Genomic DNA, 24,208 nt, shown 5'->3' with positions numbered 1-24,208 from the left:
TTCCAGCAATGGCCATTACCGGTAAGTCTTCCAGCGCTTGTCGGGGCCAAACGGCTGCTTTCGCTTTTCTTATTTCAATACCAATTTCGTTACTGACTCGACTTGCGCGGTTTGCGGAAACATATCGACCGGTTGAATGTATTCAATGCGGTAGATTTTCGTTAGTTGCTGCAAATCCTTTGCCAAGGTGGAAGGGTTGCAGGATGTGTAGATGAATCGTTTCGGCTTTACTTTCAAAATGGTTTTCAACAATGAGTCGTCTAAACCGGTACGCGGTGGATCGACCGTTAGTACATCAGGTACAAAGTCCTCGTTGCTCCACAGCTCCAGCCATTTTTCGGCTGTACCCGTAACGTATTTTGCAGTGATGCCTTGTTTTTTAGCGTTGGCTTTGGCATTAACGACACTTTCGTGGATGACGTCCATGCCACGTATTTCTTTTGCACCGTCCGCCAGCCATAATCCGATTGTGCCGACGCCGCAATAGGCATCAACGACTTTTTCCTTGCCGGTCAATTCAGCTGCGCGTTTGATTTCATTGTATAGTTTGACAGTTTGAGTCGGGTTGAGCTGGAAAAAGGCGCGAGCCGATAAATCGAATGCCAATTCACCGAGCTCTTCATGGATGGTGTCTTTGCCGAATAGAGTAACCGTTTCATCCCCAAAAATAAGGGAGGTTTTTTCTTTGTTAATGTTCTGGACGATTGATACCAGGTTAGTATCAATTTTTTTCAAACGTTCCAGCAATAATTCCTTTTGTGGAATCTTGGAACGTGTCGTGACCAGCACCAATTGAATTTCACCTGTTTTTACACCGGTGCGGACAACGATGGTACGGATAATGCCTTTCATCGTCTTGCCATCATAAATCGGCATTTTCAATTCTTCCAGAATCCGTTTGACGGCATTGGTGATGACTGTCGTGTCGGGATGCTGGACGATGCATTGCTCGATATCCAATAATTGATGGGAACCTTCCGCAAATAATCCTGCAATGACTTTTGTGCCTTTCAGGCGTGTCTGAAACTGGCTCTTGTTCCGGTAATGCCAAGGGTCTTCCATGCCAATGGTATTCTCCACATGGACTTTGGTGCCTTTCAAATACCGTTCCAATGCCTGTACGACAAGATCACGCTTTTCGACCAATTGCTGGTCATAGCTCATGTGCTGCAATTGGCAGCCGCCGCATGCTTCATAGATCGGGCAGGGCGGCGTCTGGCGGTGTGGAGAAGCTGTGCGCATTTTAACGATGCGGGCCTGGGCAAAATTCCGCTTGACTACAGTTACTTGCGCGGTGATTTCTTCACCTGGCAAAGCTCCCGGTACAAATACCACATTGCGTTTGAAATAGCCAATGCCTTCGCCGTTGATGCCGAGCCGCTTAATGGTCAATGGAAACATTTGGCCTTCTTCAATAATGGGTTGTTCGTTCATGGATATCACGTCCTTCAATTAATCATCCCTTCATTATAGCCTTATTTATAGATATCAGCCAGTGCCGATCGTAAATTGGGATACTTGAATTGAAATCCATGCTGTTCGAGAACAGTCGGAAGGACTCGCTGACCTTCAAGAACCAATTGGCTTTTATCGCCCAAAGCCGTCTTCAATGCGAAGGAAGGAACCGGAATCCAATGAGGACGCTTGAGTGCATGTGCAATTTCTTTGCCGAAATCCTTCATCTGCTTAGGATTAGGGGCTGTGACATTAAATGCTCCGCTCAACTGGTCGTTATCCAGTGCAAAAGCGATGGCCCGCGCCACGTCCTTCACATGGATCCAAGACAACCATTGCTTGCCGGAACCCACGGTGCCTCCGGCAAACAATTTATAAGGCAACGCCATCAGCGGCAATGCTCCTTCGTCTTTCCCCAGAACAATTCCGAAACGGCCACATGCTACGCGTAACCCATCTTCTTCGGCGCGGCTGGCTAAGATTTCCCAATCCCGTAGCGTTTGTGCAAGAAAATCAGAGGCTTGATCGGCGGAAGCTTCTGTATAAGTAACAGTTTCCGATGGCGGGTAAATTCCAATCGCGCTGGCGTTCACAAGCACTTTCGGTTTTTTCTCGAGTTTGTGGATGATCCGCAATAATTCATTGGTGGCATCCATACGGCTTGTGTAAATCAGTTTTTTCTGTTCTTCACTCCAGCGTCCATCGTTTATGGAAGCTCCAGCTAAATTGACGAAAGCATCGATGCCTTCCAGCTGCCTTTCAGGAACGGCATCTTTTGACAGCCATTTTACATATGTAATCTTATCGGCAGCATTTTTCTGTTTTCTCGTCAAAATATATACTTCATCGCCTCTATCGAGCAAAAGACGCGTCAATTCTTCACCGACAAATCCAGTTCCACCAGTAATTGCAATTTTCATTTTCATCGCCTCCATTTCTTCTTAGCATACCCTTTTTGGCGTCTGGCTATGCCAATGTCAGCATGAAAGGTGTATAATATGAGAAGAAGAGGGGTGCCAGTAAATGCCGATTATTTCGAAAATCACACAGGGGAAGAAAAACCCTGAAAGGTATAATATCTTTTTTGAAGATAAATATGCTTTTAGCGTGGATGAAGCGGTGCTTATCAGGTATCAGCTCACCAAAGGGAAAGAGCTCGACCAATGGACGATCGAAGAAATCAACTTCGAGGACGAAGTCCGAAAAGCCTATAACAAAGCTCTTTATTACCTTGGATTTCGGATGAGAAGTGAAGGCGAAGTACGCCAGAAACTGAAAGAAAAAGAATACGGCGATGCTGTAATAGATGAAGCTATTAAGAAATTGTATACCCACAAATTTCTGGATGATCAGCAATTTTCAGAGGCGCTGATGCGGACACAAATCAACTCGGGCAAAAAAGGGCCTCGTGCAATCCAGCAGGATATGCAAAAGAGAGGAATTGACAAACAGATGCAAAAAGATGTTTTGGATTCCTATTCTGAAGAAGAACAACTTGAAGTTGCCAAAGGCCTTGCAGAGAAAATTGCCGATAAGGAGAAGATGAAGACGCCTAGCCAAATCCATCAGAAGATCAGTGATACTTTGATGAGAAAAGGCTATAATTATTCACTGATCAAATTGGCGATTGCAGAGCTGGATCTTGAAAAAGATGACGATCAATGGTTAGAGATGATCACGGAGCAAGGCGATAAATTGTGGCGTAAACATAGCTCAAAACTGACAGGCTACGATCTAAAGTCAAAAGTTAAACAAGGGCTATACCAAAAAGGTTTTCCAAATGAAGTAATCAGTGAATACTTGGAAAAGAAGGAGTTTGAAGATGACTGAAGAAAAACGTTACAGCGACATGACTGAACATGAGCTTCGCGGAGAAATCGCGCGTTTAAAAGAAAAAGCCAGAAAAGCTGAGCAACTGGGCATCGTCAATGAATTTGCGGTGCTGGAACGGAAAGCCATGATGGCTGCAGCTTATCTATTGGATCCCGCCGATTTCAAAAAAGGCGAAGTGTACCGCATCGAAGGAGATCCGAACGTCTATTTTCAAATCGATTATTTAAAAGGCCGATTTGCCTGGGGGTACCGGATGGGCGGCGAAAAACATACGGAAGCGTTGCCGATTTCCATGCTGCGCCCGTTGAAGGAAGGGAAGTAAACGGATGAAAGAGATTATTGAGCAACTGACAATCGAGCTATTGGAAAAAAATCCAAATCTGTCGGAAGAAAAAGCACGTACGTGGATCGAATTGCTGGCTTCTGATTTTGAATCCTCCTATGCAAAAGCGGGATACGATTACCAAGGAACGGCGGTAGTCGAGAAAGTGATGCGCCAATGGATTGACAGCTATGGCGACAAGATCCATGAGTTTGCCAGCACCAATCCGAAATATGCACATTTGCTGAAGGATTAATAGAAAAGCGGAAGTAGCCGTGTAGATTCGACGGGCATAAGCCGCGCTGGCGAAGCGGCATCTTTCAGCCACACAGCCAGCGCGGCTTATGACTCTAGAATCTGGCTCCTGGAGTCTAGACAGTGAAGAAAAGCGGAAGCAGCCGTTTAGCCCATACACTCTCTTTAACTCCAATAAAAAAACGCGCACCCATAGGTGTGCGTTTTCTAGTTATGGCTGAAGTCTAATTTTTTCCTTAACTTGTCTTCGCTGAAAATCCATCCGGTATAAGAGTTGATGATTTTGCACTCCTTATCCAGATGGGCAACTGCAACGAATGGGTAATAGTCATTGCTGCGGTAGCGCAAGTCGATCAATCGAACTTCGAAGACATCTCCGTATTCGTTGATTTCCCAACGATACAGTGGAGAGAAGGAAATGAAGGCGGCAATATTTTTATCTTTCATAGCCGCCTGGATCAAATTGTTTTCAGGCATCTCTTTTTTCATGAATTTATCATAGATATTAATGGTGCGGCCATATGCACGTCCGACGTAATGGTGTCGATCTGTATCAGCAGCTACGCGCCAGTGGAAAAAGCGCATGGTTGGTGCCACAAAAACCTCAGTGGCTCCTGGGATTGTATTTCGGACAGCCTTTTTAATAGCCGACTGCACTGCAAATCTTGCGAGATAGTAGAAAAACATGGCAATATAGAGGATGCCGATCGTCAAAACGGGATCAGCACCAAATGCCCAAAGCATCAGGGCCAACACATGCGCACCGAAAATGATGGGGTCAAAAGTGTTGATAACGCCAAGAGCTACCCACCGGTTTGAAATCGGCCTGAGCGCTTGTGTGCCATATGAGTTAAAGATATCAACAAAAACGTGCATAAAAACGGCCAGGAATGACCAGAGCCATAAATGGAGCAGATTAGCTTCAGGAAAAATGAGAGATAATGCACCTGCTATCAATAGAGGCCAAAGCAACACTGCAGGAATGGAGTGGGTAGCGCCCCGGTGATGCCGAATATAGACGGCGTTGTCACGAAGCTTCAAAACAGTATCGACGTCCGGTGCCAAGGATCCAATAATGACACCAGATACTACAGCGGTCATGGTTGCGGGGTGGCTGACGACAGCCGGATCGGCCATTGCGAGGCCGCCAAGGGCAATGCCCATGACAATATGTGTTCCTGTATCCATTGCCTCATCCCCTTTCTATAAAAATGTTGATTGGTATGGGGAACAAAAAAGTTTTGTTAAGATAAACTTATTCCTTACTTTCTCATATACCCGAAAAAAGGCTGGAATAATCAAGCTGAACGGAGGCTAAATCCATTAAACTAGAGAAATTGCACTTTCAAAATGACCTGATCAATTGGTTTGCGGCGGAGAAAAGAGATTTGCCCTGGAGACGGACAGCAGACCCTTATCAAATCTGGATTTCAGAAATCATGCTGCAGCAAACACGTGTGGATACTGTCATTCCTTATTATAAACGCTTTATCGAGAAATTTCCCACTTTGGATGACCTGGCACAAGCCGATGAACAAATTCTGCTTAAACAATGGGAAGGATTGGGGTATTACTCCCGTGCACGCAACCTGCAGGCGGGCGTCAAAGAAGTGGCTGAAAATTACGGAGGCATCGTCCCGAGTAACCGCAAGGAAATCTCATCATTGAAAGGTGTTGGCCCTTATACAGCTGGGGCTATCCTAAGTATTGCCTACGGGGTTCCGGAGCATGCAGTGGATGGCAATGTCATGCGTGTATTGTCACGGATCCTGTTAATTGAGGAAGACATTGCTAAACCTAAAACGCGGAAAATCTTTGAAGAAGCAGTGACTGAAATCATCAGCCATGAAGATCCTTCTTCGTTCAATCAGGGCTTGATGGAGTTGGGAGCCTTGATTTGTACACCGACCTCCCCGAAATGCCTGCTGTGCCCAGTTCGTGAGCATTGTGCCGCATTCCATGAAGGTAAACAGCATGATTTGCCAATTAAATCCAAAGCAAAAAAAACGAAATCGCTGCAATATGCAATGATAGCTCTTCGCCATCAAGATAAACTGTTGATGGAACAGCGTCCAGCCACGGGTCTGCTGGCGAACATGTGGCAGTTTCCGATGCTGGAAACTACAGCGGATATTCTGCCGCTTGAAATAGAAGAGCGGCTGTCGGAGAGTTTGAAAGGCGTTGTGGACAAAGTTGAAAAAATTACTTCTTTCAAACATGTCTTTTCTCATTTAACATGGAACGTGGATGGCTTTATTGCCGACAGTGAAAATATAGATGCCCCGGCCCATATGAAATGGGTGACGGCAGAAGAGCTGGATTTATTGCCGATCGCAGGACCGGTCCAAAAAATGAAAACAGCATTACAGCAAAGAGGAGATGTTTAACCATGGCAGAACAAAAAGTAGCGCTGGTGACAGGTAGCAGCAGAGGCCTCGGAAAAGCGATGGCGATCGCCCTTGCAGATCAAGGATACGATATCGTCGTCAATTACGCGCGCAGCAAAACCGCTGCACTCGATACCGTTAAGGAAATTGAAGCAAGAGGGCAAAAAGCCTTATTGGTCCGTGCAAATGTAGGAGATGTCGAGAAGCTTCGCGGCATGTTTGAGACCATCAAAGAAGAGTTTGGACGCCTGGATGTTTTCGTATCCAACGCAGCTTCCGGCGTTCTGCGCCCAATCATGGAACTGGAAGAATCGCATTGGGACTGGACAATGAACATCAATGCAAAAGCGATGTTGTTCGGCGCTCAGGAAGCGGCGAAATTGATGGATAAAGGCGGCAAAATCGTCGGCATCAGCTCACTCGGATCGATTCGTTATTTAGAAAATTATACGACGATAGGAGTTTCAAAAGCGGCGGTAGAGTCGATTACACGCTACCTAGCTGTAGAGCTGGCACCACTTGGAATTGCCGTCAATACAGTATCCGGTGGAGCACTGGATACGGAGGCGTTGAAGCATTTCCCGAATCGTGAAGATCTATTGAATGATGCCCGTGTGAATACGCCGGCGGGTCGTATGGTTGAAATCGAGGATATGGTCAAAGCGGCATTATTCCTGATTTCCTCCGACTCGGATATGATCCGCGGACAGACGATTATCGTGGACGGCGGCCGTTCGGTCGTGATGTAATCCTTTGGTCCTTCCGCCTTATTGCTGTATGTTTTCAGAATTGATTGATATAATACTGAAATAGCAGATAAACAAAGGCTTAGACAAGAAGGTGGGATGCTACATGGCGATTCCTGCGGAGGGTGAAACTATCCAAATCCACAGTTATAAACACAACGGCCGAATCCACCGTGTCTGGCAGGAAACAACTGTACTGAAAGGTACGAATAATATTGTAATTGGTGCAAACGAACGGACGCTGGTGACAGAATCCGATGGCCGAACCTGGTTGACGCGCGAACCGTCAATCTGTTATTTTCACGCAGAGCATTGGTTCAACATCATCTGTATGCTCCGAGACGACGGTGTTTATTATTATTGCAATGTCAGTTCTCCATTCGTCTATAATAATGGCTCGTTGAAATACATCGATTATGACTTGGATGTAAAAGTGTTTCCAGACATGTCTTACACGCTGTTGGATGAAGACGAATATGAAGACCATAAGCGGCAAATGGGTTATCCGGAAGTGATTGATCAGATTCTTCACCGGAATGTGGAAAAATTGATCAGCTGGATTAAACAGCGCCGAGGACCGTTTGCCCAGGACTTTATCGAAGTATGGACGAACCGCTATGAATTTCATAGACTAAACCGGATTCGTGATTAAAATGAAAACCTGTTGCCAGCCAACAGGTTTTTCGTTTTGAATAGAATGGAGTGAAAGTTTTGAGCAGTATGAAACGCTATATGCAGTTTGTCAAACCGTATTATTGGCAGATTGCGTTGACGATTGTCATCGGGATATTCAAATTCGCGATTCCGCTTTTTATCCCGTTGCTGATCAAAATCGTCATTGATGATATTATCGGGGCGGATGCATTGTCGAATGCAGAAAAGCTGGAGCAGCTGTACTTATGGCTTGGAGGAACGGCGATCGTATTTTTCCTACTGCGCCCACCGATTGAATATTACCGCCAGTATTACGCACAGTATGTCAGCAATAAAATCCTTTATGATATCCGTGGTTTTCTATATGGCCATCTCCAGCGTTTAAGTTTGCGCTATTACGCTAATACACGTGCGGGTGAAATCATCTCGCGGATCATTAATGACGTTGAGCAGACCAAAAACTTTGTGATGATCGGCTTGATGAACGTTTGGCTCGATTTGGCGACGATAGTCATCGCCATCATCATCATGCTGACAATGGATGTTTCATTGACCATTGTCGCGTTGCTGGCATTCCCGTTCTACGCCTTCAGCGTCAAATACTTCTTTGGCAGGTTGCGCGACCTGACGCGTGAACGCTCACAAGCTTTGGCCAATGTCCAGAGTTACCTGCACGAGCGGGTGCAGGGGATGAGCATCATCAAAAGTTTTGCGTTGGAAAAACATGAACAGAAAATTTTCAACGATACCAATGATCAATTTCTGGAAAAGGCAATCGACCATACCAAATGGAACGCCAAAGCGTTTGCGGTAGTGAACACCATCACGGATGTCGCACCGCTGCTGGTGATTGGGTATGCCGGTTACCAGGTCATCCAGGGGAACTTGACGCTTGGTACGATGGTGGCGTTTATCGCCTATATCGAACGCCTTTACAATCCACTGCGCCGATTGGTCAATTCTTCGACGACCCTGGTGCAGTCACTGGCATCCATGGACCGGGTGTTTGAGTTGATTGATGAGGATTACGATGTCACGGACAAAGAAAAAGCGCATGATTTGAAAGTTGTCGACGGCAAACTGGAATTCCGCGATGTCGGTTTCCATTATAATGATGGCGGAACGGAAGTGTTGACGGATCTGAACTTCACAGTGAAACCTGGAGAGACTGTCGCTTTTGTCGGGATGAGCGGTGGCGGGAAATCGACTATCATCTCGCTGATTCCTCGTTTTTATGACGTTACCAGCGGTGGCATCTACATGGACGATCACGACCTGCGTGATGTGACGACCCATACGTTGCGTGACCAGATCGGCTTGGTGCTGCAGGATTCGATTCTCTTCAGTGATTCTGTAAAAGCGAATATCCTGATGGGGAAACCGGATGCAACAGATGAGGAAGTGATTGCGGCTGCCAAAGCTGCAAATGCTGATGAATTCATTACTCAACTACCGGAAGGCTATGATACGAAAGTCGGGGAACGCGGAGTGAAATTATCGGGAGGACAAAAACAGCGTGTAGCGATTGCGCGGGTGTTCTTGAAGAATCCGCCGATTCTTATATTGGATGAAGCGACTTCTGCTCTTGATCTTGAAAGCGAAGCACTGATCCAGGATTCACTGGAACGTCTGGCCCATGATCGCACGACTCTCATTGTGGCGCATCGCCTTTCCACCATCACCCATGCAGACCAGATTCTTGTCATTGACCACGGCAAACTCGCTGAAAGTGGAACACATTATGAATTGATGGAGCAACAAGGTGTTTATTATAACTTGTTCCAAGTACAACATTTTAACTGATTATAGTAAGGGCCTCCAAAATTTTGGAGGCTCTTTTTATGGGTACAGAACTTCCAGCAAATTCAAAAAGAGATATTGCATTAATAATAATATTACGTATAATTAAAAGAAGGAGAATAGTCTGAATCATTTTTTGTGCAAAAGGGGGAGCATCATGAATGAACGCAAAACCATCTTAGACGTTAAAGGTTTGAAAACATCCTTTTTCACAGATGATGGAGAGATACCAGCAGTAGATAATGTAAATTTTCACATACGGGAAGGTGAAGTACTGGGCATCGTCGGTGAATCCGGATGCGGTAAAAGTGTCACTTCCCTATCTATAATGGGATTGGTTCCCAGCCCTCCTGGGAAAATTACCGGAGGCGAAATTTTATTTCAGGATAAAGATTTAACCAAGCTATCTGAAAAAGAAATGAGAGGAATCAGAGGCAACGATATTGCGATGATCTTCCAGGAACCGATGACTTCGTTGAATCCACTTTTTACAATCGGCGATCAGCTTCGCGAAGCAATTAAGATACACAAACGGGATTGGTCGAAAAAACAGATTCAGGAACGCGCCATCGAAATGATGAAACTGGTGGGCTTACCACGTCCAGAGGGTCTCATGAAGGAGTATCCGCATCAACTGTCAGGCGGAATGCGCCAACGCGTCATGATTGCCATGGCACTGTTGTGCGATCCCAAAGTATTGATTGCCGACGAACCTACGACAGCCTTGGATGTAACCATCCAGGCCCAGATTTTAAAGCTGATTAAAAATCTTAACGAGCGTTTGAATACAGCCGTTCTGCTGATCACCCACGATTTAGGTGTGGTAGCTGAAACCTGCGAACGTGTAGTTGTCATGTATGCAGGAAAAGTGGTCGAAGAAGGGCCGGTCCATACGATTTTCAATGATCCGCAGCATCCTTATACAAGGGGGCTGCTGGAATCGGTTCCGGATATGCGCTTTAAAAAAGAGCGTCTGTACTCGATTCCCGGAAACGTTCCAAAACCGGGGACGATCAAAACCGGCTGTAAATTTGCAGAGCGTTGTGAATTTGCTTTCGGCCGCTGCATAGAGGAAAACCCGGAACTGTACCAAACTGCGGACAATCATCAAACCCGCTGTTTCCTATTTGATCCGAAGGAGGTACAGTCTCATGACAGAACCGTTATTAAAAGTTGAAGGGCTGAAAAAGTATTTCCCCATTAAGTCCGGAATTTTGGGCAGAGTCAGCAATCATGTCAAGGCGGTGGATGACGTATCGTTTACTGTCCAGGAAGGCGAGACTTTAGGGATCGTCGGCGAATCGGGCTGTGGAAAATCCACGACAGGGCGCATGTTGATGCGCCTTCTGGAACCGACGGAAGGCACCGTCACATTTGACGGCCAGGAATTGACCAGTCTGTCGAGTAACGATATGCGAAAAGCGCGCCGTGATATTCAGATGGTCTTTCAGGATCCATATGCGTCATTGAATCCACGCCACACGATCGAAAAGATTTTAATGGAACCGCTTAATGTTCATGATATAGGCGATCCGAAAGAGCGTAAAAAGAAAGTGCATGAGTTTCTGGAGATTGTCGGATTGAGCAGTTACCATGCGAAGCGCTATCCACATCAATTCAGCGGCGGCCAAAGGCAACGCATCGGCATTGCACGTGCATTGATGACAAACCCGAAATTGATTATCGCAGATGAACCCGTCTCAGCGCTTGATGTTTCGATTCAGGCACAGGTATTGAATCTGATGCAGGATCTTCAAAAAGAGCTGAAGCTGACTTATATTTTCATTGCCCATGATTTAGGGGTGGTTCGCCATATCAGCGACCGCGTGGGAGTTATGTATCTCGGACAAATGGCGGAACTTGCCGACACTGAAGATTTGTATGAAAAACCGCTGCATCCGTATACGCAGGCATTATTGGCTGCTGTCCCGGTGCCGGACCCGGAATTTGTACGGGAAGAAGTCACTATTACTGGAGATGTTCCAAGCCCGGCGAATCCTCCGAGCGGCTGCAGGTTCCATACACGCTGTCCTTTCAAAATGGACATATGTTCGAAAGCCGTACCGATTTTTGCGGAGGTTGAGAAAGGTCATTCTGTTGCCTGCCATCTTTACGAAGAGTCCAGGCCGCAATGATAATAAATAGAAAAAACGGAGGGGTTAATTTGGGAAAGAAAAAGTTTTTAACGTGGGCATTTCTGCTGCTCTTATTAGTGTCGACAGCTCTTTATGGCTGTAGTTCTGATAATGCGTCAGAAGGCGGCGAAGGCGAAGGTGGAAACGAAGGGGAATCCACTGAAGAGAAAACATTGATCTTTGGGCGCGGAGGCGACTCGGTTTCTCTTGATCCAATTACAGTCACGGATGGTGAATCTTTTAAAGTAACGAAAAACATTTTTGATACGTTAGTAAACTTTGGTGAACAGGATACAGAAATTGAATCAGCATTAGCTACCGAATGGACAGCTTCTGAAGATGGCTTGACGTATACCTTCACATTGGAAGAAGGCGTCAAGTTCCATGATGATACTGATTTTAATGCAGAAGCAGTCGTTAAGAACTTTGAACGTTGGGCAGCCGGTGACGGAGAGCAATTCCCTTATTATGGTTCTATGTTCGGTGGATATGGCGATGAAGAAGGACATGTTATCGAATCTGTTGAAGCGACAGGCGATTACGAAGTGGTCTTCACATTGAAGCGTCCGCAGGCTCCATTCCTTAAAAACCTGGCTATGAGCCCATTTGCAATTGCCTCACCAACTGCATTTGAATCTGCTGGCGACGCTTTTGGCGACAACCCGGTTGGAACAGGACCATTTAAATTTGTTGAATGGAAACGCAACGATACGATTACAATTGAGAAGTTCGATGATTATTGGGTGGAAGACGAGCCAAAATTGGATCAAGTGGTATTCCGCGCGATTCCAGATAACTCAGCTCGTTTGAACGCTTTGTTGTCAGGTGAAATTGACTTGGCAGACGGCATCACGCCTTCTGACGGTGCGACAATCGAAGCAGATGAAAATCTTCAATTGTTTGAACGTCCGTCTATGAACGTCGGCTACCTTGGTATGACAGTTACCCGTGAACCATTTGACGATCCAAAAGTACGTCAGGCAGTAAACCACGCTATTGATAAACAGGCGCTTGTAGATGCGTTTTTCGAAGGGCGTGCTGAAGTAGCGAAAAACCCGATTCCGCCGGTAATCAGTGGATATAACGACAGCATCGAGGGGTATGATTATAACCCAGAACGTGCGAAAGAGTTGCTAGCTGAAGCTGGTCTTGAAGACGGTTTTGAAATGGAACTTTATGCAATGCCGGTTCCACGTCCGTATATGCCGGACGGCCAAAAAGTAGCAGAAGCCATTCAAAAGAACTTGGCTGATGTCGGCGTAACTGCTGAAATCGTGTCATTTGAATGGGCAACTTATCTTGAAAAAGCTGCAAACGGAGAAGCCGATGCATTCCTACTTGGTTGGACAGGCGATAACGGCGATGCCGATAACTTCCTTTATGCTTTGCTTGATCAGGACAATGTTGGGACAAATAACTACACGTATTACGAAAATCAGGAATTGCACGATATCCTGATCCAAGCACAATCAGAAGTTGAAGAAGAAGTAAGAAACGACTTGTACATGCAGGCTCAGGAAATCATCCATGAAGATGCTCCTTGGGTACCGCTTGCACACTCTACACCGCTTTTGGCTGGTGGAAATAATGTAATCAATTTCAAAGCACATCCAACAGGTTCTGACAAATTGGCTTCAGTAGATTTAGAGTAGGCAATTCATGGGGAGGAAGTCGGATGATTTCCTCCCTTTTTTTCTTCCAGTTATACATATTGCAAGAGATGGAGAGGTGAAGAAGATGCTTCACTATATCGGAAGGCGGCTTCTACAGTTAATCCCGGTTTTACTCGGTATGACATTTATCGTATTTATGATCATCCGCGCGATTCCCGGTGATCCTGCACAAGTCATCCTTGGTCAACAAGCATCCGAAGAAGCGATAAAAGCATTACGAACAAATCTGGGGTTGGATAATCCCTGGTACATCCAGTACTTTGATTATTTGAAAGGGCTGGTGACAGGAGATCTGGGAGAGTCCCTTCGTACGAGAACTCCAGTAGTGGATGAAGTATGGCCATATCTGGCTGCAACAATCGAACTTTCTTTATTTGCAATCATTATTGCAGTAGTCATCGGAATCAACGCCGGCATCATTTCAGCCTGGTTCCAAAATTCATGGTTTGATTACTTGGCTATGATCATCGCATTGATTGGGGTATCAATGCCGATCTTCTGGTTGGGCTTAATGAACCAATGGATTTTCTCGATTGAATTGGGGATCCTCCCGACAACCGGACGTGAAAATGTCCGGGATCCGGTCGATGTCATTACCGGATTCTATGTCATCGATACATTGGTTGCAGGCGATTTCAACCAACTGTCGACAGTTCTGAGGCACTTGGTACTGCCGGGGACAGCTCTAGCGACCATACCGATGGCGATTATTGCCAGAATGACACGTTCAAGCATGCTGGAAGTCATGCGTTCGGATTATGTCAGAACAGCTCGATCTAAAGGCTTGTCGATGTTTTGGGTGGTTTACAAACACGCCCTTAAAAACGCGATCATTCCAGTATTGACGATTATCGGTCTCCAGATGGGGCTGCTTCTTGGCGGCGCTATTTTGACAGAAACCATTTTCGGTTGGCCTGGAATTGGACGTTATATCTATGAAGCGATTGGTTTCCGTGATTATCCGGTCATTCAATCCGGAATTCTGATTGTCGCGTTTATTTTTGTCATGATCAATCTGTTTGTCGATCTGCTCTACGGCTTGGTCGATCCACGCATCAAATATGACTAGGAAGGAGGAGACGTACATTGGCTGAAACAGCAATCAAACAAGATCAAGCGGAAATGCAGAAAGTCGCCGGTCCCTGGAAAGAGGCTTGGCGCGGTTTCCGAAAAAGCAAAGTAGCGGTAGTCGGAATGGGAATCGTCATTTTCTTTGTTCTGCTGGCGATTTTCGGTCCACTCATTACACCGCAGGGCATCAATGAACAAAATCTGTCTCAACGGCTTATGCCTCCTTCTTCCTCACATTGGATGGGAACGGACGATTTTGGCCGGGATATCCTGTCGCGGGTTGTATACGGTGCCCGCATTTCGTTATGGGTCGGCTTTTTAGCAGTTATCGGATCAGTGGTAGTCGGTAGTATTTTAGGGATTTTAGCCGGATATTACGGTCGCTGGGTGGATACCATCATCTCGCGTATCTTTGATATCATGCTGGCATTCCCGAGTATTTTACTGGCGATTGCGGTTGTATCGGTTCTTGGGCCATCATTACGTAATGCGCTCATTGCCATTGCGATCATCAACGTTCCGAACTTTGGGCGTTTGATCCGTTCGAAAGTGTTAAGCATTAAAGAAGACGAATACATCATGTCGGCTAAAGCAATCGGCATGAAGGATAACCGGATTCTGGTATCGCATATTTTGCCGAATTCCATGGCGCCGGTCATTGTTCAAGGAACACTTGCTATTGCGACGGCCATCATCGAAGCTGCAGCTCTCGGATTCCTTGGCTTAGGAGCTCAAGCTCCGTCTCCGGAATGGGGCAAGATGCTGGCAGACTCGCGTTCGTATTTGACGAATGCACCTTGGACCATGATTTTCCCAGGCGTTGCCATCATGCTGACAGTTCTCGGGTTTAACCTGATGGGCGATGGTTTGCGCGATGCCTTGGATCCGCGGATGAAGTCGTAGGAAAAGCGAAAACGCCTTGAAATCTGGACATTAAATAAAAAGGTGAAAACTTATAAATTCTTAAGGTCAAAAAACGTGCAGGGCAATTTGCCCCGCACGTTTTTTTATATGGCATTCTCCAGATCATTGTCTACTTCTTCTGAGTGGTAATTCAAGTAAGCGATGATGAGTAAATCCAAATGTTCCAGTTGTTCTTCATAATCAAGGATTGCCGAAAGCACATGCATTAAATGATAGACCGAAAATTCATCCTCATTCTCTTCATGAGCTAAATTTATTTCTTTTACAAAAATTGTCATTACTTCATTGCGTTTCATGATGGCATCTGCTCCAGAACCTTCACTATGTTCCGGCCGCATTTTGCCGACATACTTCATATACAACTGCTCGTGGTAGCTGGCCAAACTTTCCAATCGCTCCTGGACCATCATGTGGAAATGTTCCGGTAGCTCCATCAACTCGTTTTCAAATCGGTTCAGTCGCTTCAAAACTTCAAGGCTTTTCTTGGAAGTCGCGATCATCTGGCGGTATAGCACCAATTTCCGCGCTTTTACATACTGTTGTTTTTTAGTGTAGCTGCGCTCTTCTTTGTAAAATGAGTACCATTGATCCACTTTTATCAGCTTTTCCGTCAATTTATCGATGTCTTCTTTGACCGATGCATGATCGGACGCATGGCGAATAGAGACGCGGATCCAGCGAATCACTTCTTCGCTGACCTCATGGATTGAAGTGAACAGACGCGTTTCGTATTTGGGTGGAAGGAAAATCATGTTTACAGCAAACGCTGATAAAATCCCAAGCATGACTGTACTGATTCTCAAGGAAGCAAAGGTCAGGAAGTCAGCGGAATGGGAATCCATGATGATGATAATGGTGACCAAAGTCAACGGGACAGTATTTTCCAGCTTTAGTTTCAGCATCACCACAATGGCCAAAATGGCTGCTGTACCGATCGTTAAATAGTTGCTTCCAAGTGTCAAAACAAAAATAATGGCAATGGCTGCACCAATCAGGTTTCCGTATATCTGATCAAGCAAGGTCAGATAGGATCGATAAATAGACGGCTGGATAGCGAAAATCGCTGCGACGCCTGCAAATACAGGGGAAGGCAATTCCAGTAAGTTGGCCAGGAACAAGGCCATAGAAATGGCCACGCCAGTTTTTAATATACGTGCACCTAACTTCATTTACTTAAGGACTCCTTCCCATACATATAGTTTTGTACTAATTATAACTGTTTAAATGCTTGGCGTACGGCTTGAATGGAAACTTCCACATCTTCTTCAGTATGCTCAGTTGTTAAAAACCATGCTTCATATTTTGAAGGGGCAAGATTGATGCCCTGTTCCAGCATCAGTTTAAAGAAACGACCGAAAATTTCACCGTCAGTTGCTTCAGCCTGTTCGTAGTTTTCGACTTTTACATCGGTAAAATAGATGGTTAAAGCACCTTTTAAGCGATTGACGGTGATGGTCACGCCAAATTCTTTGGCGGCAGCTAAAATCCCTTTTTCAAGTTGTGCACCTAATTTATCCATTTTCTCGTAAACACCATCTTCACGAAGCACTTCCAGACAAGCGATTCCAGCTTGTATAGAAGCTGGGTTTCCAGCCATCGTGCCAGCTTGATAGGCTGGCCCTAAAGGAGCCACAGTTTCCATAATCTCTTTTTTTCCGCCATATGCACCAATCGGCAATCCTCCGCCGATAATCTTTCCAAGCGCTGTAAGGTCCGGCACTAATCCAAGCATATCCTGTGCGCCGCCGTAATGGAAACGGAATGCGGTAATTACTTCGTCATAGACAATCAAAGCACCTTTTTCGCGGGCGATGCGATGAACTTCCTGTAGGTAACCCTCATGTGGTTCGACGATTCCAAAATTGCCGACGATTGGTTCGACCAGGATGCAGGCAATTTCTTCGCCCCAACGATCCATCGCTTCTGCAAATGCCTGCGGATCATTAAATGGGATGGTGATCACTTCTTCGGCGATGGATTTTGGCACGCCTGCTGAATCGGGGGTACCGAGTGTTGCAGGGCCGGAACCCGCAGCAACCAGAACCAAATCGGAATGGCCATGATAGCAACCCGCAAACTTCATGATTTTAGTACGTCCGGTATAAGCGCGCGAAACACGGATCGTCGTCATGACCGCTTCTGTCCCACTATTGACGAAACGGACTCTGTCCATGTTCGGCATCGCTTCCTTCAACATTTTGGCGAATGTGATTTCGTGGCGGGTCGGAGTCCCGTAAAGAAGGCCGGTTTCCGCTGCGTGCGTAATCGCCTGCGTGATGTGTGGGTGTGCATGGCCAGTGATGATGGGGCCGTATGCAGCGAGATAGTCTATGTATTTATTGCCGTCGACGTCCCAAAAGTAAGCGCCTTGGCCACGCTCCATGGCGATTGGAGATCCTCCGCCTACCGCTTTAAAAGATCTGGATGGACTGTTGACGCCGCCCACAATATGTTCTAACGCTTCTTGGTGAAGCTTTTCTGAAGTTGAATGATCCATTGAATGAATGCCTCCTATCGATTAATCTATTCCTTATTGTAGACAAATTTACCGCTGAACGCCAAAGAAATTGAAACTGAAGCTGTGGTTCGGTACGATAGAGAGAAGAAAAGGAGTGATGGAGATGGCTGCATTGGAAGGTACACAAGCACCTGAATTTTCATTGAAGAACGAAGCGGGGGAAACGGTTTCCTTGAAGGATTTTGCCGGCAGTAAATATGTGGTCCTTTATTTCTATCCGAAAGACATGACTCCGGGCTGCACGACTCAAGCCTGTGATTTCCGCGATGCCGAAGCTGACTTCTCTGCACTCAACGCAGTGATTTTGGGTGTCAGCGCTGATTCGGAAGACCAGCACAATAAATTCATCGAAAAACATGGCTTGCCGTTTTCGCTTTTGGTGGACGAAAACCATCAGGTATCCGAAGACTATGGTGTCTGGGTGGAGAAGAATGTATACGGCAAAAAATCCATGGGCATTGAACGCGCAACGTATCTGATCGATCCAACTGGGACAGTCGTAAAAGAATGGCGCAAAGTGAAAGTTCCAAACCACATCCAGGACGTTCTGGAAACCTTGAAGACAATCAGCAATCAGTAAGAAGGGAGACATTCATGGAAATCCTGTTTACATTCATTCCAAAAGAAGATCAACAGCAGAGGTTAAGTACCGAGTTCCCAGAAGTCGATTTCCATTTCCTTTATAAAGACAAGACACGTTTGCCGTCTGCTGACATCATTGTCACATATGGAGAAGATCTCATGGCGGAAGATATTGCAGCTGCTCAAAATGTGCAGTGGATCATGGTTGCCAGTGCCGGCATCGAAAAGCTTCCGCATCAAGCCATCGCAGAGCGGGGCATTACGGTATCCAATGTTAAAGGCATCCATAAGATACCGATGGCAGAATCGGCTTTGGCCCATCTTTTATCGTTAAAGCGCTCACTTCCGTTAATTTATGAAAACCAGCGCAATCAGGAGTGGAATAGAAGGACCCGGTCATCAGAGCTGCATAACTCTACCGCGCTGATTTTGGGACCAGGCGCCATCGGTTCAGAGATCGGCCGATTGCTGCAGGCTTTCGGTGTCAAAACAATCGGCTGCAACCGCTCTGGAACACAGGCTCTCTACATGGAGGAAATGGTCTCTTTCGAAAACATTCTTGAAAAACTTCCAGATGCAGATTACGTCATTTCAATTTTGCCAAGTACACATGAAACCAACTATCTACTGAAGAGAGCGCATTTTCAGGCAATGAAAAAGACCGCGATTTTTATGAACCTTGGGAGAGGGGACCTCGTTTCGGATGAGGTGCTGCTTGAAGCATTGCAAAACGAAGAAATTGCTTTTGCTGTTCTGGATGTTTTTGAAGAGGAACCGCTTCCAAAGGACCATCCTTACTGGTCAATGAATAATGTTATTGTGTCACCTCATGTATCCAGCCATTCTGGGAAGTATGTGGAGCGCGCGTTAGATGTCTTTATTCCCAATCTTAAGAAATGGCTGGCTGATCAAACTGTCCCGGCAAATCTGGTTAATATGGAAAAGGGGTATTAAGCATGAAGATTTACACGAAAACAGGCGATAAAGGCACTACTTCACTTGTCTACGGGACGCGGGTCGCCAAAAACGATGCAGTGGTTGATGCTTATGGAACATGCGACGAAGCGAATTCATTGATCGGTCTGGCAGTGGGGCATATGAATGCGGAGTTTTTTGAAGAAAAAGAAGCCCTTTGTGAAGCGTTCCACGAAATTCAGACGACTTTGTTCCACGTAGGAGCTGAACTGGCTACTCCGAAAGGCAAAGAAGTAAAATGGAAATTGACGGAAGAAGATGTCTTTAAGCTGGAGCAATGGATCGATCAGTACGATGTTGAAGTCCCGCCACTCAAAAACTTCATTTTGCCAGGAGGGCACCCTTCTGGAGCGGCTCTGCACGTGGCCCGTACCGTTGTCAGACGAGCTGAGCGGACAACGTTGTCGATCGGTGAAGACGTGCCGCCGAATGTTTTGGCTTATTTGAATCGCTTGTCAGACTTTTTATTCGTCGCAGCGCGTTTAGTCAATCAGCGCCTTGGACGGAGAGAGAAAGGGCTGCACGAGAAATGAAAATGGATTGCGCGTGGCAAACGGCGGTAATATAGTGATTTCTTGACATTCCCCACTCTGATTAGGTACACTGTTTATAACGATTACAATGTAAGAATATCTATGAAGTGAGGTGCACGGCGATGTCTGAAGTACAACTAAAAGACGCGCTTGATGCTTTGAAGTCAACAGGTGTAAGAATCACACCCCAGCGCCACGCGATTTTGGAGTATATGATTCATTCAACAACGCACCCAACAGCGGATGACATTTATCGCGCGCTTGAAAAAACGTTTCCTAATATGAGTGTTGCAACTGTTTATAATAATTTACGGGTGTTCAGAAAAGCGGGGCTGGTAAAAGAATTGACTTACGGAGATTCTTCAAGCCGATTCGATTTTGTTACACATGACCATTACCATATTATCTGTAACGACTGTGGAAAAATCGTTGATTTCCATTATCCAGGACTTGATGAAGTAGAACACTTAGCTTCCCACGTCACTGGCTTCCAAGTGGATTATCATCGCCTTGAAATTTATGGAACATGCCAAGTATGCTCAGGCAAAACGGCAAAAGCCCAGTAAAGGTTCAAGACGGAAGAAGCCTACTGCGCAAAACGGTAGGCTTCTTTTTTTCACAGCATAAAAAAACATCCAGCGAAATTCTCATTCGCTGGATGTTTTTATTGTTGTGAGCTTTTCTTATTGTAGTCCTGATTAAACTCTTTTCCTTCAAGAGAAGGGTCCATTGTCAATGGCTCGTTGCAGTGCATGCAGATATCAACACGACCCAGCATTTTTGTATGTTTTCCGCAATTAGGACATTCGACCGGAACGGTTTTCATGGAAAGCAATCCGATCCAGGCATAGACAGCTGTACTACCAATAATCGCCACGACGCCCAGCAGCATGAAAATCACCATTACAACAGGATGATTTCTGAAATAAATGCCGACGTACATAATGACGATTCCGATGAAGATCAACGCTAACGCAAACGTCCGAATGCGATTGATTTTATTTTTATAAGGTTTCATGATTTATTTCCTCCTTGCATCCATCATACTATATCATAAATGCCCTTAAAAAGTGATATCGATTTTCAAATGAAGGAATCCGCAATAAATATGTCGAAATAAAGAAAAGCAGAAGCAAATGAGTTTGGATGCTACGTACGAGACAGAGAGAACGGGAAGACCCGATAAGACCATAGGGACAATGTAAAAAACGCTGCAGTTCATTACTAGCCAACTCTGTTCAACTTCAGAATGGAATAGGTTAGAGACAGCAAGGAGTGAAAGTTGATGGAACAAATCCTACGACCTATTTATCAGGAACGCGCCAGCCAGGAAAGTACGCTGGGAGTGATTCTAGTGGAAAAAAGAGAAAAGGTCAGCCAAATTACAGACACCTTTGATTCGATTCTATTGATTGTCACCAAGGAAAACGAGACTCCGGTGTTTACGAAGCATTACACCTATTTGGATAAAAAGGCTGCGATGCATATCGTTACCGAAAAGCAATTACATAAATGGCTCCTGCTTGGCACAAACCGGAAGATCGTTGATTGGCTCTTCTATGGCCGTGTGATCTATGATCGCAATGAATTCATGGAGAAGTTAAAAACAGAACTGAAAGATTATCCATTCTACGGCCGCAAAATCAAAATGGGTATGGAGTTTGCCAAACTGATTCGCCGTTATATGGAAGGGAAGGTATTCTTTGAAGAAAAGAACTACATGGATGCGTATCACCATATGGTGGAATCGTTGCATCATTTGGCACGACTTGCAGTGCTTGAGAATGGGCTGCCGCCTGAGGTCACTGTCTGGTCACAGGTGAAACAAATGGAGCCGGCTATCTATAAGCTATATGAAGAATTGATTTCCAGCGATGAGCCGATCGACAAACGGTTGGAATTGTTGTTTCTGGCCAGTGAATTCTACATTCATTCACGAACGCAAGACGGAGCTCTTCATATAACAGAGGTTATGGAGAAACAAAGAAGCTGGACGATTCAGGAATTGCATGAGCAGGAAGAATTAAAAAATTACTCTTCCAACCTCGAAGTGTTCATCGAATACCTCGTTGATAAGGAACTGATTTTTATCAACGGAGTTACGACGAAGAGCGAAGGAATCTTCCACAGATACTATTATGTAAAGAACTGATTTGGTATAGGATGTAGCATGTTGTTTCTGTAAGGAAAACATGCTTCGCTGATGAGGGGATTAGTAGTTAGCTTTCAAGCATGAAGAAAGCTTGTCTTGCAGTAGGAAGTTCTTAGTCTATCGTAAACTAGGGATGGTCATCGGGAATCCGGTTCTCCGGAGTTTCGGTGACTGCTTTTCTTTTAGGGAATTCGTTCAGAAAGTAAGGGATGAATAATGATTTAAGAGTAAGTTAATCAATGAATTAAAGTTTTTTTAACTTTTTTCTCTTTAATCATTGACATACTTGAATGGAATGTATTATGATAATACACGTCGCTAAGGGAAATTAAGTTTTTTACAATAATAAAAAAGCTTGACTCTTCCAACGAACGATGTTAAATTAGAGAAGTTGCTTTTACAGGGCGAAACAAACTTGAACCTTGAAAACTGAACAGCAAAACGTCAACAAACATGCAACGGCCGCGCAAAACGGCCCGCGCACTTTACTGATCAGCGTATGCAGATCACAAGCGAACCGTGCGTCTTCGGACGGCGGTACGCCAGCAAGTATTTGAGCAATCAACTACTCTATAATGGAGAGTTTGATCCTGGCTCAGGACGAACGCTGGCGGCGTGCCTAATACATGCAAGTCGAGCGGAACCGGTGGAGCTTGCTCCATTCGGTTCAGCGGCGGACGGGTGAGTAACACGTGGGCAACCTGCCCTGCAGATCGGGATAACTCCGGGAAACCGGTGCTAATACCGAATAGTTTGCGGCCTCTCCTGAGGCTGCACGGAAAGACGGTTTCGGCTGTCACTGCAGGATGGGCCCGCGGCGCATTAGCTAGTTGGTGGGGTAATGGCCCACCAAGGCGACGATGCGTAGCCGACCTGAGAGGGTGATCGGCCACACTGGGACTGAGACACGGCCCAGACTCCTACGGGAGGCAGCAGTAGGGAATCTTCCGCAATGGACGAAAGTCTGACGGAGCAACGCCGCGTGAGTGACGAAGGTTTTCGGATCGTAAAACTCTGTTGTGAGGGAAGAACACGTGCCAATTAACTACTGGCACTTTGACGGTACCTCACCAGAAAGCCACGGCTAACTACGTGCCAGCAGCCGCGGTAATACGTAGGTGGCAAGCGTTGTCCGGAATTATTGGGCGTAAAGCGCGCGCAGGCGGTCCTTTAAGTCTGATGTGAAAGCCCACGGCTCAACCGTGGAGGGTCATTGGAAACTGGAGGACTTGAGTGCAGAAGAGGAAAGTGGAATTCCATGTGTAGCGGTGAAATGCGTAGAGATGTGGAGGAACACCAGTGGCGAAGGCGACTTTCTGGTCTGTAACTGACGCTGAGGCGCGAAAGCGTGGGGAGCAAACAGGATTAGATACCCTGGTAGTCCACGCCGTAAACGATGAGTGCTAAGTGTTAGGGGGTTTCCGCCCCTTAGTGCTGCAGCTAACGCATTAAGCACTCCGCCTGGGGAGTACGGCCGCAAGGCTGAAACTCAAAGGAATTGACGGGGGCCCGCACAAGCGGTGGAGCATGTGGTTTAATTCGAAGCAACGCGAAGAACCTTACCAGGTCTTGACATCCCGCTGCCCGGTGTAGAGATACGCCTTTCCCTTCGGGGACAGCGGTGACAGGTGGTGCATGGTTGTCGTCAGCTCGTGTCGTGAGATGTTGGGTTAAGTCCCGCAACGAGCGCAACCCTTGATCTTAGTTGCCAGCATTCAGTTGGGCACTCTAAGGTGACTGCCGGTGACAAACCGGAGGAAGGTGGGGATGACGTCAAATCATCATGCCCCTTATGACCTGGGCTACACACGTGCTACAATGGACGGTACAAAGGGCTGCCAACCCGCGAGGGGGAGCCAATCCCAGAAAACCGTTCTCAGTTCGGATTGCAGGCTGCAACTCGCCTGCATGAAGCCGGAATCGCTAGTAATCGTGGATCAGCATGCCACGGTGAATACGTTCCCGGGCCTTGTACACACCGCCCGTCACACCACGAGAGTTTGTAACACCCGAAGTCGGTGAGGTAACCCTTGTGGAGCCAGCCGCCGAAGGTGGGACGGATGATTGGGGTGAAGTCGTAACAAGGTAGCCGTATCGGAAGGTGCGGCTGGATCACCTCCTTTCTAAGGATGAATTCGGAACCGGGTTTCCCGGGGTTGACGTTTTGCGTTCAGTTTTGAAGGTTCACCTTCA

General features: G+C 46.1%; 23 protein-coding genes and 1 rRNA gene. 18 read left to right on the top strand and 6 right to left on the bottom strand.

The window, feature by feature from the left end:
* Nucleotides 1–69 precede the first annotated feature (69 nt).
* Both rlmD and ACRC6Q_RS17875 read right to left on the bottom strand, forming a co-directional pair.
* On the bottom strand, nt 70–1,434 hold the full coding sequence (gene rlmD / locus ACRC6Q_RS17880) for a 23S rRNA (uracil(1939)-C(5))-methyltransferase RlmD (protein ID WP_431467175.1): 1,365 nt from the start codon (nt 1,432–1,434) through the stop codon (nt 70–72).
* Nucleotides 1,435–1,475: 41 nt separating this feature from the next.
* A complete protein-coding gene (locus ACRC6Q_RS17875) occupies nt 1,476–2,375 on the bottom strand; it encodes a TIGR01777 family oxidoreductase (RefSeq protein ID WP_431467174.1) in 900 nt (299 codons plus the stop codon).
* Between the two features lie 103 nt (nt 2,376–2,478).
* Here ACRC6Q_RS17875 and recX point away from each other — a divergent pair, with 103 nt between their 5' ends.
* The 3 genes from recX to ACRC6Q_RS17860 are packed head-to-tail and all read left to right on the top strand — an operon-like array spanning nt 2,479 to nt 3,866.
* On the top strand, nt 2,479–3,285 hold the full coding sequence (gene recX / locus ACRC6Q_RS17870) for a recombination regulator RecX (RefSeq protein WP_223642775.1): 807 nt from the start codon (nt 2,479–2,481) through the stop codon (nt 3,283–3,285).
* Nucleotides 3,278–3,610 (top strand): YfhH family protein, encoded by a 333-nt coding sequence (locus ACRC6Q_RS17865; protein ID WP_223642773.1) that lies wholly within the window; start codon nt 3,278–3,280, stop codon nt 3,608–3,610. Before recX ends, ACRC6Q_RS17865 begins: the two co-directional genes overlap by 8 nt.
* A 4-nt stretch (nt 3,611–3,614) precedes the next feature.
* Nucleotides 3,615–3,866 carry a YfhJ family protein gene (locus ACRC6Q_RS17860; RefSeq protein WP_223642770.1) on the top strand — a complete coding sequence of 84 codons (252 nt, stop codon included), beginning with the start codon at nt 3,615–3,617 and terminating at the stop codon, nt 3,864–3,866.
* Nucleotides 3,867–4,072: 206 nt separating this feature from the next.
* Here ACRC6Q_RS17860 and ACRC6Q_RS17855 read toward each other — a convergent pair whose 3' ends face one another.
* Nucleotides 4,073–5,053: a metal-dependent hydrolase gene (locus tag ACRC6Q_RS17855; RefSeq protein ID WP_223642768.1), complete on the bottom strand. Its 981-nt coding sequence runs from the start codon at nt 5,051–5,053 to the stop codon at nt 4,073–4,075.
* Between the two features lie 200 nt (nt 5,054–5,253).
* On the opposite strand from ACRC6Q_RS17855, the gene mutY reads away from it, so the two are divergent.
* From mutY to nikC, 9 genes are all read left to right on the top strand, one after another.
* Nucleotides 5,254–6,252: an A/G-specific adenine glycosylase gene (mutY, locus tag ACRC6Q_RS17850; RefSeq protein ID WP_431467192.1), complete on the top strand. Its 999-nt coding sequence runs from the start codon at nt 5,254–5,256 to the stop codon at nt 6,250–6,252.
* Nucleotides 6,253–6,254: 2 nt separating this feature from the next.
* Nucleotides 6,255–7,001: an enoyl-[acyl-carrier-protein] reductase FabL gene (gene fabL, locus ACRC6Q_RS17845; RefSeq protein WP_223642757.1), complete on the top strand. Its 747-nt coding sequence runs from the start codon at nt 6,255–6,257 to the stop codon at nt 6,999–7,001.
* A gap of 103 nt (nt 7,002–7,104) precedes the next feature.
* The gene (gene ntdP, locus ACRC6Q_RS17840; RefSeq protein WP_191716769.1) at nt 7,105–7,650 is read left to right on the top strand and encodes a nucleoside tri-diphosphate phosphatase; all 546 of its coding nucleotides are present in this window, start codon (nt 7,105–7,107) and stop codon (nt 7,648–7,650) included.
* Between the two features lie 59 nt (nt 7,651–7,709).
* Complete coding sequence (locus ACRC6Q_RS17835) at nt 7,710–9,455, top strand: ABC transporter ATP-binding protein (protein WP_431467173.1); 1,746 nt, start codon at nt 7,710–7,712, stop codon at nt 9,453–9,455.
* A gap of 154 nt (nt 9,456–9,609) precedes the next feature.
* A complete protein-coding gene (locus tag ACRC6Q_RS17830) occupies nt 9,610–10,629 on the top strand; it encodes an ABC transporter ATP-binding protein (RefSeq protein WP_223642755.1) in 1,020 nt (339 codons plus the stop codon).
* Nucleotides 10,604–11,587: an ABC transporter ATP-binding protein gene (locus ACRC6Q_RS17825; RefSeq protein WP_223642752.1), complete on the top strand. Its 984-nt coding sequence runs from the start codon at nt 10,604–10,606 to the stop codon at nt 11,585–11,587. The genes ACRC6Q_RS17830 and ACRC6Q_RS17825 overlap by 26 nt, the downstream gene beginning before the upstream one ends.
* 29 nt (nt 11,588–11,616) lie before the next feature.
* Nucleotides 11,617–13,239, top strand: a complete 1,623-nt coding sequence (locus ACRC6Q_RS17820; RefSeq protein ID WP_223642750.1) for an ABC transporter substrate-binding protein — start codon at nt 11,617–11,619, stop codon at nt 13,237–13,239.
* A gap of 85 nt (nt 13,240–13,324) precedes the next feature.
* The gene (locus ACRC6Q_RS17815) at nt 13,325–14,329 is read left to right on the top strand and encodes an ABC transporter permease (protein ID WP_223642939.1); all 1,005 of its coding nucleotides are present in this window, start codon (nt 13,325–13,327) and stop codon (nt 14,327–14,329) included.
* A gap of 53 nt (nt 14,330–14,382) precedes the next feature.
* Entirely contained in the window at nt 14,383–15,234 is an 852-nt protein-coding gene (nikC, locus tag ACRC6Q_RS17810) for a nickel transporter permease (protein ID WP_223642938.1), read from the top strand.
* Between the two features lie 104 nt (nt 15,235–15,338).
* On the opposite strand, the gene ACRC6Q_RS17805 is transcribed toward nikC, so the two are convergent.
* The gene (locus ACRC6Q_RS17805; RefSeq protein WP_223642748.1) at nt 15,339–16,424 is read right to left on the bottom strand and encodes an FUSC family protein; all 1,086 of its coding nucleotides are present in this window, start codon (nt 16,422–16,424) and stop codon (nt 15,339–15,341) included.
* A 41-nt stretch (nt 16,425–16,465) separates the two neighbouring features.
* The gene (locus tag ACRC6Q_RS17800; protein ID WP_223642738.1) at nt 16,466–17,752 is read right to left on the bottom strand and encodes a glutamate-1-semialdehyde 2,1-aminomutase; all 1,287 of its coding nucleotides are present in this window, start codon (nt 17,750–17,752) and stop codon (nt 16,466–16,468) included.
* A gap of 124 nt (nt 17,753–17,876) precedes the next feature.
* Here ACRC6Q_RS17800 and bcp point away from each other — a divergent pair, with 124 nt between their 5' ends.
* From bcp to perR, 4 genes are all read left to right on the top strand, one after another.
* Nucleotides 17,877–18,353, top strand: a complete 477-nt coding sequence (gene bcp, locus ACRC6Q_RS17795) for a thioredoxin-dependent thiol peroxidase (RefSeq protein WP_223642729.1) — start codon at nt 17,877–17,879, stop codon at nt 18,351–18,353.
* Between the two features lie 14 nt (nt 18,354–18,367).
* Nucleotides 18,368–19,309 (top strand): D-2-hydroxyacid dehydrogenase, encoded by a 942-nt coding sequence (locus tag ACRC6Q_RS17790; RefSeq protein ID WP_431467172.1) that lies wholly within the window; start codon nt 18,368–18,370, stop codon nt 19,307–19,309.
* Nucleotides 19,310–19,311: 2 nt separating this feature from the next.
* Nucleotides 19,312–19,863 (top strand): cob(I)yrinic acid a,c-diamide adenosyltransferase, encoded by a 552-nt coding sequence (locus tag ACRC6Q_RS17785; protein ID WP_431467171.1) that lies wholly within the window; start codon nt 19,312–19,314, stop codon nt 19,861–19,863.
* Nucleotides 19,864–19,985: 122 nt separating this feature from the next.
* Nucleotides 19,986–20,429, top strand: coding sequence for a peroxide-responsive transcriptional repressor PerR (gene perR / locus ACRC6Q_RS17780; protein WP_146559369.1), 444 nt, complete (start codon nt 19,986–19,988; stop codon nt 20,427–20,429).
* 98 nt (nt 20,430–20,527) lie between these two features.
* Here perR and ACRC6Q_RS17775 read toward each other — a convergent pair whose 3' ends face one another.
* On the bottom strand, nt 20,528–20,881 hold the full coding sequence (locus ACRC6Q_RS17775; RefSeq protein ID WP_223642723.1) for a YgzB family protein: 354 nt from the start codon (nt 20,879–20,881) through the stop codon (nt 20,528–20,530).
* 267 nt (nt 20,882–21,148) lie between these two features.
* Between ACRC6Q_RS17775 and ACRC6Q_RS17770 the strand changes: the two genes are divergently transcribed.
* Nucleotides 21,149–22,015 (top strand): nucleotidyltransferase-like protein, encoded by an 867-nt coding sequence (locus tag ACRC6Q_RS17770; RefSeq protein ID WP_223642721.1) that lies wholly within the window; start codon nt 21,149–21,151, stop codon nt 22,013–22,015.
* Between the two features lie 572 nt (nt 22,016–22,587).
* Nucleotides 22,588–24,138 (top strand): 16S ribosomal RNA (locus tag ACRC6Q_RS17765).
* Nucleotides 24,139–24,208: the final 70 nt, after the last annotated feature.

This window comes from Planococcus sp. SE5232, assembly GCF_050686535.1.
In the GTDB taxonomy this organism is placed as follows: Bacteria; Bacillota; Bacilli; order Bacillales_A; family Planococcaceae; genus Planococcus.
Note: the sequence above shows the minus strand (reverse complement) of the source record. Positions and strands in the feature narration are given on the sequence as shown.

Bases quoted from the DNA above. Each gene is read 5' to 3' on its own strand.
- ACRC6Q_RS17805 (WP_223642748.1), bottom strand. From the start codon at position 16,424: ATGAAGTTAGGTGCACGTATATTAAAAACTGGCGTGGCCATTTCTATG.
- ACRC6Q_RS17830 (WP_223642755.1), top strand. From the start codon at position 9,610: ATGAATGAACGCAAAACCATCTTAGACGTTAAAGGTTTGAAAACATCC.
- ACRC6Q_RS17875 (WP_431467174.1), bottom strand. From the start codon at position 2,375: ATGAAAATTGCAATTACTGGTGGAACTGGATTTGTCGGTGAAGAATTG.
- ACRC6Q_RS17825 (WP_223642752.1), top strand. From the start codon at position 10,604: ATGACAGAACCGTTATTAAAAGTTGAAGGGCTGAAAAAGTATTTCCCC.
- ACRC6Q_RS17860 (WP_223642770.1), top strand. From the start codon at position 3,615: ATGAAAGAGATTATTGAGCAACTGACAATCGAGCTATTGGAAAAAAAT.
- nikC (WP_223642938.1), top strand. From the start codon at position 14,383: ATGCAGAAAGTCGCCGGTCCCTGGAAAGAGGCTTGGCGCGGTTTCCGA.
- ACRC6Q_RS17775 (WP_223642723.1), bottom strand. From the start codon at position 20,881: ATGAAACCTTATAAAAATAAAATCAATCGCATTCGGACGTTTGCGTTA.
- ACRC6Q_RS17785 (WP_431467171.1), top strand. From the start codon at position 19,312: ATGAAGATTTACACGAAAACAGGCGATAAAGGCACTACTTCACTTGTC.
- recX (WP_223642775.1), top strand. From the start codon at position 2,479: ATGCCGATTATTTCGAAAATCACACAGGGGAAGAAAAACCCTGAAAGG.
- ntdP (WP_191716769.1), top strand. From the start codon at position 7,105: ATGGCGATTCCTGCGGAGGGTGAAACTATCCAAATCCACAGTTATAAA.
- ACRC6Q_RS17815 (WP_223642939.1), top strand. From the start codon at position 13,325: ATGCTTCACTATATCGGAAGGCGGCTTCTACAGTTAATCCCGGTTTTA.
- ACRC6Q_RS17770 (WP_223642721.1), top strand. From the start codon at position 21,149: ATGGAACAAATCCTACGACCTATTTATCAGGAACGCGCCAGCCAGGAA.
- ACRC6Q_RS17790 (WP_431467172.1), top strand. From the start codon at position 18,368: ATGGAAATCCTGTTTACATTCATTCCAAAAGAAGATCAACAGCAGAGG.
- perR (WP_146559369.1), top strand. From the start codon at position 19,986: ATGTCTGAAGTACAACTAAAAGACGCGCTTGATGCTTTGAAGTCAACA.
- rlmD (WP_431467175.1), bottom strand. From the start codon at position 1,434: ATGAACGAACAACCCATTATTGAAGAAGGCCAAATGTTTCCATTGACC.
- ACRC6Q_RS17865 (WP_223642773.1), top strand. From the start codon at position 3,278: ATGACTGAAGAAAAACGTTACAGCGACATGACTGAACATGAGCTTCGC.
- fabL (WP_223642757.1), top strand. From the start codon at position 6,255: ATGGCAGAACAAAAAGTAGCGCTGGTGACAGGTAGCAGCAGAGGCCTC.
- ACRC6Q_RS17800 (WP_223642738.1), bottom strand. From the start codon at position 17,752: ATGGATCATTCAACTTCAGAAAAGCTTCACCAAGAAGCGTTAGAACAT.
- bcp (WP_223642729.1), top strand. From the start codon at position 17,877: ATGGCTGCATTGGAAGGTACACAAGCACCTGAATTTTCATTGAAGAAC.
- ACRC6Q_RS17855 (WP_223642768.1), bottom strand. From the start codon at position 5,053: ATGGATACAGGAACACATATTGTCATGGGCATTGCCCTTGGCGGCCTC.